Source organism: Arcanobacterium pluranimalium (assembly GCF_016907845.1).
Taxonomy (GTDB): domain Bacteria; phylum Actinomycetota; class Actinomycetes; order Actinomycetales; family Actinomycetaceae; genus Arcanobacterium_A; species Arcanobacterium_A pluranimalium.
Genome location: NZ_JAFBCS010000001.1, coordinates 468287 through 486655 on the forward strand (window position 1 = coordinate 468287; position 18369 = coordinate 486655).

Genomic DNA, 18369 nt, shown 5'->3' on the forward strand with positions numbered 1-18369 from the left:
GTAGTGCGACTGCTGTTAGGGGTAGCTGTATTTTTCCTGCTTATTACGCAATTTTGGCTTGGTGCTCTGGTAAAGGCGCAGGCGGTTGGTGGTGCGTTGCCGATGGTTGGTGATGCGACGCTGGCGGCTGATAGTAGGATACCGAGGGTTGATAGTACGGTGCCGCTGGCTGGTCGCACAGCGTCGGCGGTTAATAGTACGACTCCGGCCACAGGGCGCAACGCTGAGAACGTGAGCCCTAAGCCCGTCGTCGTGATTCTCACTGACTCGTTGAACTGGGATTACATCAATACCCAGAACACTCCGGCGCTCGCACAGTGGGCCGCAGCGGGCACGATGTTTAACGTGATTCCGCCGTCGTTATCTGACTGGACGTGCCCTATCGATGTCGCAGTAGCTATGGGCGCAGGTGGGCAGGTGGCGAAGACCTCTGTTTCTCGCCGGCCGACGTGCATTGAGCCGAGCGTATTTTACGGTTCTGAGTTCCTCAATTGGGGGTCAATCGCCATTCGGGCAGCCGAGGAATCACCTCACCTCACCTTGGGAAGTTTTGGCGAAATTCTCGAGCAGCACCAGGTCGATTTCGCGGCCATAGGAAACCAAGCGGCATATATCGCAGCCAACCGGCACGGTAAGGCCCCCAATAATTACCACGAAGCGGCATTGGGAAATGAATTATTTGCCAAGCAAGTTCGCGATTCTTCGTTAACAAAGCAGCTCACCATCGTTGACGCTTCGATAAGTAATTTTGCGCTTGATCCGGATCGTCAAAGCGCTGCCAACGAAAAATCACTATTCATCACGCGCTTGCCTCTGAACGATCCCGAAACACGCGCGGGAGCAGACTTTTTACCGGCGTTGATCTACCGTGACATCCAGGCAAAGAATAACGCGCAACGAGTTGAAGCGCTGATGAAACAACTAGATCCAGGTACATTGGTGGTTTTCGCTTCGCTGCAGGGTCTTGGCTCGACGGAATCCATGCAAGCTGGATTTATTTCCGCTGGAAATAGCAAAGTGGCACGTAACACTGTTGCCTGGAGTGCACAAGTGCGCCAAACCGGAAATATTACTTACGCTTCGCTTCTGCCGACTGTGCTAGAACACCTCAAAAATGCAGGGGTTATTGCAGGAGGGGGTACAAGGGAGACCACAGGGGGAACTACGGAGGATAGCGCAGGAGGAATTGGCGCATCGTCGTCTGCCCCGCAACTTCCCGGAACAGCAATCCAAAACGTGCCATTGGGTGACCTCAGCTCGTGCGCTGCCGATTCGTGCTTCGAAATGCGCCGCAGTTCTTTAGCGGATATGGCCTTGCAGGCTGCCGAAATTCGCAAGGTTCGGGGCGGATTCTATGTTCAAATGACGTGGTCGGCGATTGTTTTCATTGCGGCTTCGTGCGGACTACTTTTTGGGGTCTTTCGCGGCGCGGGTGCGGGTGCTGGCGCTGGTGCTGGCAACGCGAGCACTGGTGTTGGCAACGCGAGCGCTGGCGCTGGTGAGAGGCGCAAAATCTACAGCTCAAATTTCGCACGAGTACTGCGGAAAACCTCGTATTCGCTGAGCGCACGTTTAAGGAAACCGTGGGTTGCCACAATTCTTGGCGTGATGGGCTTGACGATTTCGAGTGTGCCGGTGGCCTCGCATTTCGTTACCATGACGTACGGTTGGTGGCGTGCGAGCGATCCGCAATTTGCGATTATCACCTCGACGTGGCTGCTTGCGCTCGTCATTGCCACTGGCACATTTTTCTTGTTCCGATTCCATATACTTCTTCCGCTTGTCGTGATTGGATCGACGACCGGAATTGCGCTGGTCATTGATACGGCAACCGGGGCGAAAGTGATGTCGGATGCCCCGATGGGCTTCAATACGTTACTAGGTGCCCGTTTTTATGGGTTGGGCAATGAACCATTTGCCCTGCTATCGACGGGAATATTGATTTTCGCCGGATTCTTGGCGCACTGCTTGATCAGACGCGGGTGGAAACGAATCTTCGCTGCACTCGCCAGCGCAGTGGTGCCGCTTGTAGCAGCAGCTATTGGCGTGTGGCCGACTATGGGTGCTGATTTTGGTGGAGCGCTTGCTTTCGTTCCAGCGATTGCCTTATTTGTGCTGCTAGTGGGCAGGATAATTCCGTCGTGGAAGAAGATTGGACTGTTGAGCCTGGCTGCCATTGTGGTCGCTTTTGGCACTGCTACCATCGACTGGCTGCGTCCAGTTCAATCCCGCACGCATCTGGGAAATTTCGTGCAATCCATACTAGATGGCGAGGCAAGTGAAATAATCGCGCGGAAAATCGCGGTTAACCTCCGACTTCTCGTTACATCCTCGCACCGATGGGTGGCGCTCGCCGGAGTGGTGCTGATCGTCGTCGTCATTATTCCTGCCGCGCGCAAACTGTACGGAAAGCTGATGGAATCGGTGGAAGTGTGCACGCTGATAGCTGTCGGCACGTGCCTGACCATTGCTTTCTTGGTAAATGACTCGGGAATAGTTATTCCCGGAATGGGCTTCATTCTGCTTCTGCCGGCGCTTGCAGCAGGACTTTTCCAAATACCTCGCCACGAACAAGCGCGTCATGAGCATCCTGAACCTGTTCAAAAGGGTAAATCCGCTCAATCACTGGCTTGATTTTGCCCTCTGTGACGAGTGGGATAACGTCACGTGACACGCGTTGCTGCACGTCAATGCGTTCATGCAGACGTCGTGAGCGCAGGGTAGTGCCAATGATTGAGCCGCGTTTGACCATGAGTCGCGTCAGATTGAACTGAGGGCGTGTGCCACCTTGCGTGCCGATCACAACGATTTTTCCGCCGTCGGCAAGGGTGCGTATGTTCGCGTCAAGCCCGTTACCTCCCATAACGTCGAGCACGACGTCGATACCTGCGTCGTCGGTATGCTCACGGGTCCACTGCGCCAGTTGCGTTTCCTCAGTTAGCTCGTGGTAGTCGATAGCGTGATCTGCGCCAAGATCGAGTAGGCGCTGGACGCGAGATGCGCTGCCCGCCGTCGTGAACACCTGCGCGCCAAGGGCTTTGGCGAGTTGGATGGCGTGCGTGCCTACCCCTCCCGAGCCGCCGTGAATGAGTACGCGACTCCCGGCGCGCATACCGCCTGCTAGAACGAGGTTTGAATAAGCCGTAGCGAGTGCTTCGGGTAGTGCGGCAGCGTCGGTGAGGTCGAGGTGTGAGGGGACGGGATAGGCGAGGCGGAGATCGACGGTGACGTATTGCGCGTATCCGCCGCCTTGTAGTAAGGCCATGACCTGCGTGCCTGGGATGGCGCAGGGGTGAGAGTGCAGCTCGGGATCGAGCGTGCCGATTGCGTCGACGACGCCGGAGACCTCCAAGCCGAGTATGTCTGTTACGTCTGGTGGTGGGGGATATTTCCCTTGCGTTTGCAGGAGGTCTGCTCGGTTGATGCCCGCGCCGGCAACTTTGATCCGGATTTCGTTGCGTCCGGGTTTAGGAATAGGGACGACGCTGAGGGTGGGCTTTTCATCTACGGTGCGGATAGCTTTCATGTTTACATCTTGCCAAAGGTTGGGTGAGTATGGGAGTGCTGTTGAGGGAATTTGAGGGGTGTGTAGCTAGTGTGATTTCTGGCGGGAAACTGAGATCGGTGCACGCGAAGTTTTAAGTTGAGCAATTTTCGTTTAGAATCGTAAGGCACGTTATTGTGGCTGTGCGTTGATCAGAGCTAACTTTTCGAAGCGAGAAGAAAAGTGAGCAGATCAGCGGCTTGGTGACGTGCAAGGAGAGTTGTCAGAGCGGCCGAATGAGACGGTCTTGAAAACCGTTATGCGGCGATCCCGCATCGGGGGTTCGAATCCCCCACTCTCCGCAAGTGCCCCGCCAAATCGTTGATTTGGCGGGGATTTTCTTTTGTTTTCGCGGGAAAATGGGCGGTGGATTAAAGGCCTAAAAAGCGCCAACTTGCAATGGGGTGCGGGGTTTGTACCCCCTGTTTAAGCGCATATATGCCCACACGCATCTGTGACCTGCGGTCTTATGTCCAGTCCGTACATGCGTACGTCCGCAACCTCCGGCCTCGCGCATCGGCCACTACACTTCGCGCCGGCGTATCACTCAGGCATCAAGGTCTTATTTCGAGGTGACAACAGCTGCGATCCCTAGCCAACATCCCGCAGCGAGCGTGAGCGTCGCGGTAGGAGTTTGAGTGACGTTGAGCATCGTCGCGCACTGAATCCCCACAATTCCTCCTATTGCCCCAAAAGTGTATGACCAACTCATAATGCGCCGGAACTTTTCACCTTTGAATGTCGTTTGTCGATGCGTTGTGAGTAGGCTCAGTCGTGCTCGTGAGAGAGTTGCCATGACGATCACGAATCCGACGGCGATGCCGTAAGTCACGTCCCATATGCTCGTTAATACCGCAAAACTGCCCGTGAAAAGTGCGCCGGCAAGGCCAATTACTTGCAGTAATCGTTGTGTAGACGTACCTTTTGCTGCAACTCTTGCTAACTGTGGTCCTACCGTAGCACCCAGACCGAAACAGACGAGCGCGATCGCCATTCCACGAGCAGGGTTTTCGGTTAGTCGAGATACCCACACAAGAAAAAGAGAACCTGTACACGCTGTCGCCACGCCAATAATTGCAGATAGAAGCGGTGAAGCCGCTCCAGATGTAAAGAGCTCGGCGAAAAACTGCCGCAGCGGAAGCCGCACTCCAGTGGCAGCGTAATCGCCGGCGTCGACGCTCTCGCGGGGAGCTGGAATCGGGCATATGAAGCGTGAACGCCACCGCATTGCGGCTCCTATCAGCGATAATACGATATTGCACGCAAACACAACCGCAATATCGACATCGGCGAGCAACGCTCCGAGCGGGCTGAACACGACGAAGCCTGTAAAAGCAAGTAGCGAATCGACCGAGGTATTGAATGCCAAGGTCTCGGATACGTCTGCTGCCGCAAGCGATTCGGCGTAAAACTCGTCGGCGAGATCGGGTATAGGGCTGAGCAGGAGGTCGAACCACACATATCCAAGCACAAGCCAGCTTGCAGCATCGGGGAAAATAAGAATTCCGGCGATCACCGCACACGAGAGGGTCGCTTCAGTGAGATCGGTGGTTATCAGCGCTAAGTCAGGACTGAATCGGCGTAAAATGCGCGCATAAGCAGGGAAAAGAAAGACGATGAGCTTTCCAAGCTGTTCTGTGAGAGCAAGAAGAGCGACGGGTATAACTCCTAAGGCAGTTAACGAATCGAAGGATCCATCAATGACGCGATTGCCCATCACGCTAATGACCAGGCCGGCGGTCATAAAGCGACGACTTAGTCGCAAAATACGTGGGTTTTGTTGGTGCGGCATGTGAAAACAATATCGTTATCGGCAGTGCTTTGACCAATGGCATACTTTTTGCATACGTCCGCAGCCTCCCGCCTCGCATGTACGCGACCCGCGGCCTTGCGCATCAACCGCCACAACTCGCGCCTCGATCGCCACCTTGCGAATTATGACTGCGCCGCAAACCCTTTCAGATTTCTGCCCAGCCACTCATACGCCGGAATCGAACTCTGCCGATAAATCTCCCACCGATGCGTGCTTCCCGAAATCTCGTATTCAGTGAGCTCAGTCGGGGATTGAACATTCTGCCGAAACTCTTCGTAACTGTCCCTAAACAATTCGTCTTGCTCACCTGTGACGACGAAAAGTTTCACGGCAGGTTTATTCTTCACAACCTCACTGAGCTGATAGCGTGGATCGTCCGGATTATTCCATTCGTCCCCCTCTTCGTAGAGGGGTGCAAAATATCCAGCCTTAATAATTCCAGCTCCAAACAGATCTGGATGACGTATCGCCAACATCGCACTGCACCAGCCACCTGCGGAATAACCTTCAACTGCCCAGTAGTTGCGATCGTGGATGGTGCGCAGATTTTGGTTCAGCCATGCGGGCAAAATCGACGTCAGCCAGGTTTCCATCGCCACACCGGGCACGTCCATGCATTCGGTATCGAGATTCTGCGGGAACGGTTCCGGTACCACGATAATCGCCTCGGCGTTAGTGCCGTTACGTACCGTTTTGCCGTAGTAATGATCGACGTCGAGCGCGTCGCGGTACTCCAAAATGGAACCGGGTATCCCATGCAGTGCAATGAGCACTGGATATGCCTTATTTGTTTCGGTGAGATACGACGCCGGCAGGTAGATTAGCGTACGTCCGTCGCCTTCTTCGCCTTGTCCGTCAATTTTTGCCCGAATCCAAACGCCGCGTTTTTCTTTTTGATACTTCGCAAATGCGGGGTTGTTGAGAGGGTCTTTTTGCAGCTCACTGAAGTCGATCGGTACCGAGTCGAGCACGTACGACGCCGATGCCACGCCTTTCGCTAGGGTTATCACGTTGCTTCCTGGGTCCATGAATGACGACGATGGTGTTTCCGACGGCGGGGTCTTAGGCGCAGGAGAATCGCTCGTATCGGCGTGGGGAAGTATCGAATTGCCAGTTACGACGCGGATTGTGGGAGTTGAATCTGTTTTGTTAAAGATGTCGTTCCACGTGCCGTACCATACCGAAGCTCGGTTGATGATGAGAAATAGCGCAACCACTGCTGAGAACGCGCATAGGATCACGAAGAAGCCTTGTTCGACAAAATACCGCGCACTCAATTTATAAGATTCTTGTGTCGGAGTTGTGTTACGCAGCCGCTTTTTCCAGCGGATCGGAATGCCAATAATCACCCAAAGAGCAGCGAAAATGAATATGCATATTGCGACGACGAGCGGCGCTGTGTCACGTAGACCAAAGTCGAGCATTGCTGTTCCTCATGAATTGTGGTTTTGGGTGATGTGGAAGTGAAGAGAATTTCACCTTAGATGATTCCGAGTTGATAGAAGAGTGCACGCCATGTGGGAAACATGAGAGTGTGGTGGTTTGCGAGGATTGCTGCTAAAGCAATGGCGCTAATGCAGCATAAGGTGAGGCAAAAGAATTGGCTGAGGTGGTGAGTCAATGTGAATGCCCAGTTGGGGAAGCGAGGAGATTCTCCTTGCTGAATGAGTAGGTCGCGGCGTTTGGTATTGCGCATCCACAAATAAGGCAGGGCGAAAATCGTCCAACCAAATATGGCTGCGGTGACCACGATAGTTGCGACTATTGTGGATATGTCTACTATCCCAAACATATGCATAGGGGAATTCTATGGCAATCTGTGGGATTCGGGCTGGTCGAGAGAGTTCTGTTAACGATCTGTTATCAAAAATTATTAGGACTTTTGTGTGACTGGGCGACACACATAAATTGTGAATAAATAATTAACTATGTCTCATTTGTACGATCTATAACATAATTTCGGAAATGTTATGATTAGGTATAATTGAATTCTTTCATACGTCTCCAGTAAGGGCTGCGAAAAGTTGCTGAACCCCTACAGGCGTGCGGACGTGTTCGGAAACAGATGATCGATACGGTCATGTGTTTCGGCGATTAATGACGGAAAAGTCCAAGTAATAGAGCAAATAGGTGGACTTTAGCTACAACGCCCTGCATTATATAAATCTTTTCATTCGGAATAATTCGGAGTTCTTATGTATCAGCGCCCAAAAAGTGGTGAGCCTGAAAGCTTGGCCTCGCCATTTTATTCAGTTTCTCAGCGTGCACTAGCGTTTCTCAGTGCGCTTATAGTATTTTTCACGACGATCATCACAGCGTTGGTTGTTGATTCCACACATTCAGCGCAAGCCGCTCAAGAGCAGCCGGGTGCGGATGTGCTCAGAATTGGTGACGTATATGGCCAGATGGGTCAAATTTCCGTGAATGACGAATCGACACAGAAATCCCCTGATTATTCAGCAGATGACTGTGTTCACTATGGATATGGTTCGAGTTATTACGCCGATACGACTTCTGCACCGCTATGGCAGATCGCCACAAAACAGGATTTATGGTCGTATGTATCGCGTGGCTATAGCGCCTCGTGTTCGTACTATATCTCTGTGGGTGATACTTCGGCTCTCGGTTTCCGAGCCAATAATCCGGGAGATGTCAAGGCTGGTTCGCAGTTCTTAGTGGGTACGATGCGCCACAATAACTTCCCAATTCAAACCAAACACCGTTTCGTGCACGGCTCAATTGATTTAAACATCAATGGACATATCGAAAGCTTCCCTTTTGATCAGGAAGAAACTCCGAATAATGAAGTTCCTTCGGCAATAGACCACACCGGAGGTGCATATATTTACATAGCACCCCCAATTGGTATTCCAGGATCGTACTACTGCTATGACGGTAGTGTTATGGCTCAGAATGAAAATGGAGATTGGGGCTGCTACAAGTACATGGGTGAGGGGTACGGCACCTTTGACATGTATGCAGATACTGACACAAATGGGTGGTACGGGATAGATTCAAAGTACTACTATTACCCAGGTCTCAAAGGCGCCGCTAACAAAAATCCTGCTTCCGACGATATTTTGCGCATTAACAAAACGACCGCAACGAAGATCGTTATTGATTCCAACGGTGTACCTTACCGCCTAGTGTTGTGGGGGTTTGTGCCAGATGCTGATGGCACCTGCCCTGATACGCCACCGGCTAACTCTGCGCCGGTTAATACATTCGTCACTAAAGAGGACCAGGTTTCCTATGGCTGCCTCTACGGTTCCTTTAACCAAGAGCGCATTCTTACAATCAAAAAGACGGCCACTGCCGATGCAAACTCGCAGAATGTGACGATTCCAGAGTTCTCGTTCTCCGAAACTCTTGGCGTGAAATCTGCCGAAGTTGCTGGTTCGCCATCCACTCTCTCATCGAGCAAAACCTTCTTAAAGAACGGTTCAATCCCAAATCTTAAACCGACGGCGCTGGGCGATTCAGGCACCGCGAAGTCGGAATCGTATTCTTTCCTCGTTGGTCGCAGCGATTTCACAATCACTGAAGATGCGCCAAATCCACTCGGCGGCAAGGATTCTACTGGCTGGCGACTCGATTCCATGAAGTGCGTCAATTCCGCAGGTAGTGACGTCCCGGTGGACTACGACGTCACTCGTCGTAGTATCAATTTCGAGCGCGTAGGTCTGGCACCCGATACGCAGAGTAACGAGATCACTTGTACGTTCCACAACGTGTATGAGGCAAAAACCAAGCTTACTTTAAAGAAAGAGCTTTCGGGTAACTACCCAAACACAGTGACAGGTAAGGAATGGACGCTCTATGCCACCGGCGTCTCCGAAGATCAGGTTACAAAGAACACTACGCTCTCTGGCGTGACCGGCACGAGCGAGTGGGTTCCGTCTGGCACCTACGCGCTTTCGGAATCTCCGAACGACAAGGTCGTTGGATTCAAGCAAAAATCTCTGGTTTGCAAGGACGCAAAGGGTGCTGACGTTGCCGTAAACGATGGCAAAGTTATACTTGCCGACGGCGCGGACGTCACCTGTACCTGGAACAACGAGTACCAAACTGGCTCGATTAAGCTCACGAAGGTCCTCAACGACCCTGAAAGCGGATTCACCGGCGGCTCGGAAAAAGTCTTTAATGTGAACTACCAGTGTGGAACGTTCAACGGCACCACTTATGGTGGCACCGTGAAACTCGCAGCAGGTGAATCGCAGGTGGTAAACAATCTACCTGCAGGAGCGCGATGCAAAATTTCTGAGGATCAGCCGAGCGGAAACGTCAAAGACACCTCCTACACCTGGGCGCAACCTGCGTATGATGTGTTGTGGCTTCAACCGGACCCAACCAATATTCCAGAAGCGCGCATTACCAATACCCTAACGCGCAATATGGGCACGCTAAGCATTCATAAAGAGGTTGCGCCTGCCGATTCTTCGGTTCCGTCTAGTTATGTGGGCACAACCAAGTTCGCTGTTAAATATTCGTGTACGACGTCGGGCGCACCATTTGAGGGTACCGTCAATATTCTCGCAGGTAGTAGCGAAACCATTCCGGTTCCCGCTGGCTCTTCCTGCACCGTTACCGAAGATAAGCCACAAGTGCAAAACGGCGAGTTCTCTGCCCCCTACTTCGTGTGGAAAGACCCAATTATTGCACCGTTGACTGATGCGAATGGCCAGGCTACCAACCAGGTAACCCACAACGGTACGCTGAAAACCACGGTGAAGAACACTTACGAAGTGGACAAACGCAATCTCACGATCAAGAAGAAAGTTGTTGGTCCTGGTGGCACGGGCGATAGTGGCTACACCGGCACCAGCACCAACACTTTCGCAGTTGATGTGAAGTGTGGAGACTCCTTCTCGTACACCGTTAATGTTCCTGCTGATGGGGAGCAAGTAATCAGCGCTCCGCGTGGTGCTAGTTGCACAGTCACTGAAGCCAAGACGGATGCGAACTTCAACGAAAGCCTGCTCAAGGCAGATTTCGACTGGAACCGCGAAGCCATCAAGTATTTCGATGGCTCTAACCAACCGTTGACGAATAACACGGTGACGGTCGCAGACGACGGTTCGAGCGCCGTCGTCGTGCAAAACGAAACGATGAAATCGTATGGCGGTATTGCGATTGCCAAGGTCGTAGCGCCAGATATGAAACCGTTGAACTCGAATGCGAAGTTCACTTTTGAGGTGAGCTGTAACGCCCCTGCTCAGGGTGAGACTCAGAATTACAAGGAAACTGTCTCGCTCGGCGCGGGTGAAGTGTGGCGCAATACGAATAAGCAAGTTCCGGCTGGTACAGACTGTACCGTCACCGAAACGGATCTTAGGGGTAAATCGGACGGCCTTGTGGATGAGTCTTATCGATGGGCAAGCACAGGCTGGAAGATCGAGTACGGCCAGGAACATAATGGCACGTCAGGCGCCACCAATAGTACCGTGGTCACCGCGCATGCGCAGTCCACAGACGCCGAACACCCATTCCCACGCGTGACGTTCACGAATACCTATGAGCGCGTTTATGGCACGTTCTCTATAAATAAAGAGCTCACCGTGCCAGATTCGAATCCGAATGCTGGAGCTGATCTCACCTATTCGGGAACGTGGCAGTGCAGCTACGCTGAGGGAACTGAAGTAGTTTCCGGTACGTGGTCGCGCGTCGGCAAGGGGCTCGCCACCTTGACGGTGACTTCTGGCAACGCCGCGCTTTCCAGTGATGCCACTGCGGTAAACGTGCTGCTCGGCTCGCGTTGCTCTGCTACCGAATCGACTCCGCCTGCTCCGGTAGCCGATAATCCATCGTTCTACTGGTTGCATACGACGCCAGAAAGTACGGTTACAGTTTCAAGCGAGGACGCAAAACAGCTGCTCACGGTCGACAACCATATTGAGAAATACACCGCTGGTATCACTTTGAGCAAGCAGGTTGAAGGTGGCGAAGCGGGCGTGGCATACGATGCCCAAGCCCAGTTCAGCTTCGATTTCACTTGTAAGTCGATCAGCGGAATCGTCTATGAAAACAAGGATCAGAAGCTTACCGCGGGCGGCTCGATGACGCTCAAAGCGTCGTCTGGCCAAGATATCGCCGCTGGCTCTACCTGTACGATTAGTGAATCGGCCACTATGCCGCCGAGCAAAGATCCGTATCGCTGGGATCAGGTGAAGTTCGCCGTTTCCGGCACGGGCGTGACGAATGTGAGCAATGCTGATCGCAGCGTGACGTTCACTTTGCCTGCTGATAAGGCTGTTGAGGCTGCAGTTTCGGTGACCAATGTGATGTCTGAGCACCGTGGCAAGGTTGCGGTCAAAAAGACCGTAGATAGCCAAAACAAAGCTCAGGGCTTTGTGGGTGCTGGGCAAGCAATGTTCACGGTGAACTTGCAGTGTAGTTTGCCTGGTGAAACGGCTACGACGTTCCAACCAGCCACGATTGCCGACGACGGTACCGCCACGTTCGACGTGCTGCTGGGTTCCTCGTGTTCAGTAGTGGAGACGACGCCGTCGGGCGGCTTGAAGGATGCCTCCTACGTGTGGGGTGACTACACGTCGTCGCACGATGGAACGCCAACGTCTGGTACCGATAACCGTTTGCTCGTCAATCGCGACGGAGATAACGGCACCTTCACCGTGACGAACAAGATCGAGCGCGCATACGGAACAATGCAGCTCAGCAAGGAAATTGTGGGAGTTGATCTGGCGAGCAACTACGGCCGCGATGTTACGTACTCGGGAACTTTCCAATGTACGCATGAGGGCGACGAGCCGGTAAACGGCAATTGGACGATCGTCGGACCAGGCACGGTGGCTCTTACCGCACAGGATTCGGCAGGTAAAACCGTTGATTTGACCAAAGCCAATACGCTCTTGCCGTTGAACTCAACGTGTGTGCCAACTGAGGTGGCACCGAGCGCTACCGCGACGAATCCAAAGGCTGCACCCGTCGTCGGCAATCCTTCCTACGTGTGGGGCAAGTCTGGCGCGACGGCCGAGGTAGCTTCCGCAATCGTGGAAGCAGATCGCACGAATGCGATGGTCGTCAAGAACGAAATCATTCAACAAGAATCCACAGTCAATATTTCGAAAGCTGTGGAGGGTGAGGTTGCTGGCATGCTCGACCCGCAACAGAAGTTCACCATTAACGCGTCGTGTGTTGACGAGGCAAAAGATTTCTTTGATCCTCGCACGATTGACGTGACGAATGGCGCTACTGCGGCATTTAAACGGGCAGTGCCGCGCGGTTGGACCTGCACGCTCTCCGAGAGCGCGCTCGGCCAAGACACGCTGAAAGATATTTCGTATCGGTGGGCGACGCCGTCGTATCGCGTGAGCGCAAATGGGCAAGATATTGCTTTGACCGATGGTCACACATTCGTTGTGCCGATGGATGCGCAGAGTATCGACGTGAAAGTTACAAACCGCGTTGAACGCGTGACCGGCAAGCTCGACATCGCTACAGCATATGGGCCTGCTGCGCAGACTGCTGGTGAGAAAGCCGTGAAGGCGACGGCGGAGTTCTCCGGCACGTACCAGTGTGTTTATGCTGGTCAAGAGATAGCAAAGGGCACGTGGACGAGCGTGGGAGCAAGTTCAGCAACGCTCACGAGTGTCAGTGGCATTGCGCCGGACGCATTGCCGTTGACGACGTCGTGTACCGTCACCGAAGATACGCCGGCAGCAGATGGCCTGGTAGACAGCTCATGGGCGTGGACGACGCCGTCGGTGACGTATCCGATCACCGATGGAAATGCCACTGCGGCAACGGTTGGTTCTGCCACTGATCCGGCTAAGGCAGTGGTGACCAACGACGTGCAGCGCGTGTATACACCCGTGGAAATTTCGACTGAATTCGAGGGAAATCCAGGCGTATTGACGGCCGGGCAGGAGCTCACAGTGGCATGGCGTTGTACCTCGCCCAATGATCCGAAGGATCTTTTGGAGGGGGCGGTGGTATTGCCAGTGGTTGATGGGCATATCCGTTTGACCGATGCGGCGGGTGCGAACATTATTCCTGCTGGTTGGAACTGTAGGGTTCGAACTGAATCGCCAACTGCCGACGCGTTCAAGGACTCCTCGTGGTCGTGGATTGAGCCGGGGTATAAGGCTGCTTATGCTGCGCTAGGCACAAATCCGGACTTCGAAGTGAAGTCGGGACTGTGGTCGGTGCCAACGAGCACCTCTGGTACTGCATATTTGCGAGTTGTGACCAAGGCAGTTCGGGAATACGGTTCGATCAACGTTTTGAAAAACGTGACTGGTGACGTGCAAAAATCCCTTCAAGCTACCACTGATGCGCTCAAGAATGAGTATGTGGGGCGTTGGATGTGTACGGCCGAGGACGGAACTGTTAAGGCAGGTTCTTGGTATGTGCTAGGAACTGGCAACGCGCAGATTCTCTCTGATGAGGGCGATACCCAAATCTTGGCTGGTTCTACCTGTACCGTGACTGAAAATAGCAGGCCGGAGCAGCCCGTGAGTGTGGACGCGTCCTATGAGTGGACGGTTCCGATTACGAGTGTGCCGGTCGAAGCAAAGCAGGCTGTGGTGCGTGTGGATGCGCTCGCTGATTTTGCGGTTACCAACGAGACTAAGCGCATGTTCAGTGAACTAGCGCTGGCCAAAGCACCGATCGCAAATGCTGCGGAGGGTGCAAAACCAGATGGGATTTACAAGGTTGGATTCATCTGCCGCGCCGGTGACGGCACCGTAATTCACGATACGGTTGATGTAACTGCTGGTGGTGAGCGCGTTACTACTGGAAGTATTATTCCGCGTGGCGCTGCATGTAGCGTGGCTGAGATTCCGCCGGGTTCGGATATTACCAGCTTGGGTGGGGTGGCTATTGACCGCACCGTAACCGATCTGAACATTGTGGATCCGAACAAATATCAGTGGGATCCGAAAGTGCGGTACATGATTGATGGTGGCGCTATTGGTGATGAAAAGCGCGATGGTCTCGACAATACGTTCACTTTTGATTTGCTTGGCGATCGCACTGATATTGACGTTGTGAATACGCTCAATCCGGCTGCACAAGTGGAGAAAACCTACGTTGGTACGAGCCAGAATATGGTCAACGGCGTATGGGATGGCACCTGGAATGTGGAGTATTCGATCAAGGTAACGAACCCATCGGTCAATGGTGCGACGAAGTATTCGCTTATCGACCGCCCGCAGGTGCCAGCTGGTGTGATGCTCAAATACTTGAAGGTTACGTATCCGGATGCGAACCCTGCGGATTCGACGCCGGGTGTGACGAAGATTTTCCGAGCAAATGCGAATGTAGCTGCTGGTGAAGAGAATCTCGTGGATCATGGCGGGAAGCTGGATGCGGTTATTGTGCCGGAGCCGGTGACTTTGCCTGATGGTAGCGTGCAAGACGGCAGGCGTGAATTGGGCGCAAGTGACCCGGCGTCGTCTGAAACGTTCACTGTGGTGATGAATATTTCGAATCCGAGTGGCGACGGCGTGCTGCGGCCGGACCAATTGCCGCAGGTGAAAGAGAAGTGTACGGAGCGAAATGCGAATGAAATTGTGGATCTACACAATATTGCCTTCGTGACTTCTGCTGGCATCACGGTGAATGACGGGGATTGTGGCGCAGTGCCGAGCAACTTCTCTGTGGAGAAGAAGAATATCGGTGCTGGTGGTCAAGGCGCAGGTGATAAAGGTGCTGGTGGTCAAGGTGCTGGCGTGGTTGCGAAGAATGACGACGGCACGTTCACCGCGCGTTACGAGGTGAGGGTGACGAATCGTTCGACGTCGGTGACGTCTGGAATTTTGAAGGACGTTACGGACACTATGACGATTCCTGATGCGGCGGCGATTCGTGGCGTGCTCGTGACAGAGCAGCGGCCGGACGGGCAAGGTGGCATGGTGGCGTTGGAGCCTGTGAAGCGCGACGACGTTGTGGCTGGTCAAGCCTGGACGCTCGCCAAGGTTGATCCGCTCAGTGAAATACCTTTGGCGCCTGGGCAGTCTCGTGTATTTGAGGTGGCCGTGACGTTTGCGGTCGATCAGCAGAGCAACCTATACGACTGGAAGAAGTTCCAGTGCGGATCGACTGATGCGTATGGGAAACCGCTGGGTATCCATAACGTGGTGAATATGGAGTTTGACTCCGATGGATCGGCTAATAATGTGGCGTGTCAGAATGTTGATTTGCCGCGCCCTGCTGCTGCGGATCCGGTGCCACCGACGCCGCAACTTGATTGGCTAGCACGTACCGGTTCGGCAGTGCTGATTCTCGGGCTGGTGGCCTTGGCCTTGCTAGCAGGCGGATTGGTGCTTTCGCGCAGGTCACGAGCTGGGCAGTAGTGCCTAATGCAGTGAGACTATAACTTGCTGTGAGTTAATTGGCCGGGGTGGGGCGGCAACATCGAAGAATGATGTTGCCGCCCCACCCCATGGTTGTATTTTTACCCTTTAGCGTGGTTTAGTAGATATCCATACCCCGCATTTGGCAATATTTGAGACCTCGTTGGCAACAAAGTGTGCCAATAACGTGCTGAACGCTCCGGTGCATACTTGCTGGTCGATACTACGCCGTTTCTTGTAACGGGCGTCTGATGTCCAGCAGTGAGCTGATTATTTCTAGTCGCTCATCTTGGGTTGCCACGACGCTGAACTGAGCTCGACTTCTCGCTTCTTGAGGAGGGAGTCCGTTTCCTGCATCGTAGTATTGGCGAACTTCCAAGGTGCGAGCCTCGGGTTGGGGTGCATGTTCTGATTCTGGAAGAGTCGGAATCTGTGTGAAAGCTTCACTGCTTCCTCTACCCAAATAGAAAGGAAAACTTGGTGGAAAGGCCTTCCTTCCTAAATAGGTCACGAATTTTGGAGATGCGAGCGCATCTTCAATTTCATCGAGGTGATCGTTACACACGATTCGCACCAAAAACTCGCCATCGGCCAGATAGGTACGTTGAACAATAGACGTTCCACCTTGTGCGTCGGGGGTGAAAGTAATTGCCTTCTTGCTTGATGCAGACTTTCGCTGGACGAGGAGCATCCTTCGGCGGAAGGTGGTGGACTCGGGACGCGGGTTAATAGTCTGGAAATCGTCAACGATATGTGGCCTTCTGTCTTGTCGAATAGAAAACTCTATATCATTGAGCCAATCTGGAAATTCCCCGCGTCTCGCACCTATTGCTCCGGCTATGAGTCCGCGCAAGGCCGTAACGGTTGGAAATCGTTCGGTGCGAACGATATTTCCTGTTACGGCGGGCCCAGCCCAAGACTGGAGCGAGCCTGCTAGACGGATATAGAGGGCATCGGTCATTGTAAAATCCAATCCACAACGGATGATGTGAGCTCATCAAGATTCGCGTACTTAACATCGCCAAAGAGTGCAGGGTCGAGCTGATCAGCATCGGTACCAGAGATCAACTGCAACTCGCCAAAGTTCTTCGGATCAAAAGCACGTGCTTGTTTAAACTTGCGAGCCAGCTCGGCAATGCTTTGTTCCATATATCCACCTGTACGGCCAGCTGATACCGGCTTCTCGAAATCGTAGGAGGTGCGATATTGCTGTTCTTCAACGATTACAAGAGCTGGGAGAATGTATGGTGCGGTCGAATTCTCTTTACCGCGTGGCATGCCGTAAATGCAGGAGCGAACAAATTCTTCGAGGTTAGACCTGCTATCTTCGAGTCCGTAGGCTGTCCAGCTTTCTTTGAGTTGTTTCTTGTCGATGCTGATTGTGCGGTAGAAAGTGCCGGTTACGTATTGGGAGATGCCGAGGAAGGTAGCACCTGATTCGTGGTTGCGGTCTTTGATATCGTCACCGGTCGAGAAGTAATCAGTTTCGATCGCAACTGGATGGGTAGTTACACCAGGTGAAACTGCGATTGCTGCCTCGGTTCCTTTGGTGGGAGCGTTGGCGAACATTCGACCAAATGCCGCGATAGCGAGGGAACCAGTTTTTCCATCTTTGATAAAGGCTGCGTCTTTGCTGTCCATGAAACTGTCAATGTCGTTAAGGATCGCTTGCGCGGCAGTGGTAATTTCTTCCATGCTCATCCAAATTGAACGCTCAGACTCTTTATCTGATGATTTGTCTGCTCCTTTAGTAAGCAATCCAACGGCTTTTGTGGCCGCTTTCTTAATGGCGTTTTCATCAGCATCGGGTTGCATCTCGAGCGCAACCTTGACAATTTCGCTCACGAGATTACCGGAACGAACCGAAATGTCCATGCTTGCATTTTCATATTTGGTGCGCACGCCACGTTTAATACTTTGTGAAGAGTGAAGTGCGCGCAGTGCACCGCCTTGCATAACTCGCTTGGGCGTTCCGGCGTCATCACGGTTGAGATTGGAATATGGAACGGCGGTAAGCAGGTGAATTGTAAGATTTTGGTACATTATTTGCTCCTATTTTTGAAAGTTTTGAGGTTAGTTGTTTTCGGAAGAATTATCGGAAGTGCTAAACGATCCGTAATAGTTGCGCAAGATCTGCAGTCTATGCGTGCGTGATTCTTCACTGACACCATTTCCCCAGTATTTTAAGGTGTAGTAGAGATTCACATAGTCGAGCTGTGGAGAACTTCCCCCTAAACCATCTGCAATCTGCAGAAGGCGGCGAATGCTCCTTGTTGCTTCTTCGAATGACTGCGTGTGTAGGTAAAGTAGCCGCTGCCCAATTGGGTCGGGGCGATCTGGATCGATGTTCACAGATTCGGTTCCGCTATTCTTTTTTGCATATGCCAGTGAAAGCTCGTAACACCACCGCCCAAAGGGCTTTTTCTTGTTCTGATCTGGGGTTTCTTGTGCTGAGAAAGGCTTAATAGACGTGTAGATAGCGGCGAGCGCAGCGGCTCGCGTCAATGCTGCTACCTCTGCTTTTGAAGCATCTTCTGGTAGGAAACGATAGACATAGGGTATAGCGTAATGCTCAGTGGAAGCTTCAATTCCCCTACTCAAATTCGCGCGCTCTTTTCGGAAAGTTTTTTCGTCCCGATTTTTGATTATTCGAGCGAGAAGCGCGAATTCAGAATTGGTTGATTGCGGCATTT

General features: G+C 52.8%; 9 protein-coding genes and 1 tRNA gene. 3 read left to right on the top strand and 7 right to left on the bottom strand.

Going from position 1 to position 18369, the window contains the following annotated elements:
• The first annotated feature begins 3 nt into the window (after window positions 1-3).
• Window positions 4-2634, top strand: a complete 2631-nt coding sequence (locus JOD55_RS01975; RefSeq protein ID WP_204398167.1) for an alkaline phosphatase family protein — start codon at window positions 4-6, stop codon at window positions 2632-2634.
• Here the strand turns inward: JOD55_RS01975 and JOD55_RS01980 are convergent.
• On the bottom strand, window positions 2516-3526 hold the full coding sequence (locus JOD55_RS01980; RefSeq protein ID WP_204398169.1) for an NAD(P)H-quinone oxidoreductase: 1011 nt from the start codon (window positions 3524-3526) through the stop codon (window positions 2516-2518). The two genes, JOD55_RS01975 and JOD55_RS01980, sit on opposite strands and share 119 nt — an antisense overlap.
• Window positions 3527-3758: 232 nt before the next feature.
• On the opposite strand from JOD55_RS01980, the gene JOD55_RS01985 reads away from it, so the two are divergent.
• Window positions 3759-3846 (top strand) — tRNA-Ser (locus JOD55_RS01985).
• A 260-nt stretch (window positions 3847-4106) separates the two neighbouring features.
• Here the strand turns inward: JOD55_RS01985 and JOD55_RS01990 are convergent.
• The 3 genes from JOD55_RS01990 to JOD55_RS02000 all read right to left on the bottom strand — a co-directional run bounded on the left by JOD55_RS01990 (window position 4107) and on the right by JOD55_RS02000 (window position 7155).
• Complete coding sequence (locus JOD55_RS01990; protein ID WP_204398171.1) at window positions 4107-5336, bottom strand: MFS transporter; 1230 nt, start codon at window positions 5334-5336, stop codon at window positions 4107-4109.
• Window positions 5337-5479: 143 nt separating this feature from the next.
• Entirely contained in the window at window positions 5480-6781 is a 1302-nt protein-coding gene (locus JOD55_RS01995) for an alpha/beta hydrolase (RefSeq protein ID WP_204398173.1), read from the bottom strand.
• Between the two features lie 56 nt (window positions 6782-6837).
• Complete coding sequence (locus JOD55_RS02000) at window positions 6838-7155, bottom strand: hypothetical protein (RefSeq protein ID WP_204398175.1); 318 nt, start codon at window positions 7153-7155, stop codon at window positions 6838-6840.
• 433 nt (window positions 7156-7588) lie between these two features.
• On the opposite strand from JOD55_RS02000, the gene JOD55_RS02005 reads away from it, so the two are divergent.
• The gene (locus JOD55_RS02005; protein WP_204398177.1) at window positions 7589-15676 is read left to right on the top strand and encodes a DUF5979 domain-containing protein; all 8088 of its coding nucleotides are present in this window, start codon (window positions 7589-7591) and stop codon (window positions 15674-15676) included.
• A 223-nt stretch (window positions 15677-15899) separates the two neighbouring features.
• On the opposite strand, the gene cas5e is transcribed toward JOD55_RS02005, so the two are convergent.
• The 3 genes from cas5e to casB are packed head-to-tail and all read right to left on the bottom strand — an operon-like array spanning window position 15900 to window position 18367.
• The gene (gene cas5e / locus JOD55_RS02010; RefSeq protein WP_204398179.1) at window positions 15900-16637 is read right to left on the bottom strand and encodes a type I-E CRISPR-associated protein Cas5/CasD; all 738 of its coding nucleotides are present in this window, start codon (window positions 16635-16637) and stop codon (window positions 15900-15902) included.
• The gene (gene cas7e / locus JOD55_RS02015; protein WP_204398181.1) at window positions 16634-17719 is read right to left on the bottom strand and encodes a type I-E CRISPR-associated protein Cas7/Cse4/CasC; all 1086 of its coding nucleotides are present in this window, start codon (window positions 17717-17719) and stop codon (window positions 16634-16636) included. Before cas7e ends, cas5e begins: the two co-directional genes overlap by 4 nt.
• Window positions 17720-17749: 30 nt before the next feature.
• Window positions 17750-18367: a type I-E CRISPR-associated protein Cse2/CasB gene (gene casB / locus JOD55_RS02020; RefSeq protein ID WP_204398183.1), complete on the bottom strand. Its 618-nt coding sequence runs from the start codon at window positions 18365-18367 to the stop codon at window positions 17750-17752.
• Window positions 18368-18369 lie beyond the last annotated feature (2 nt).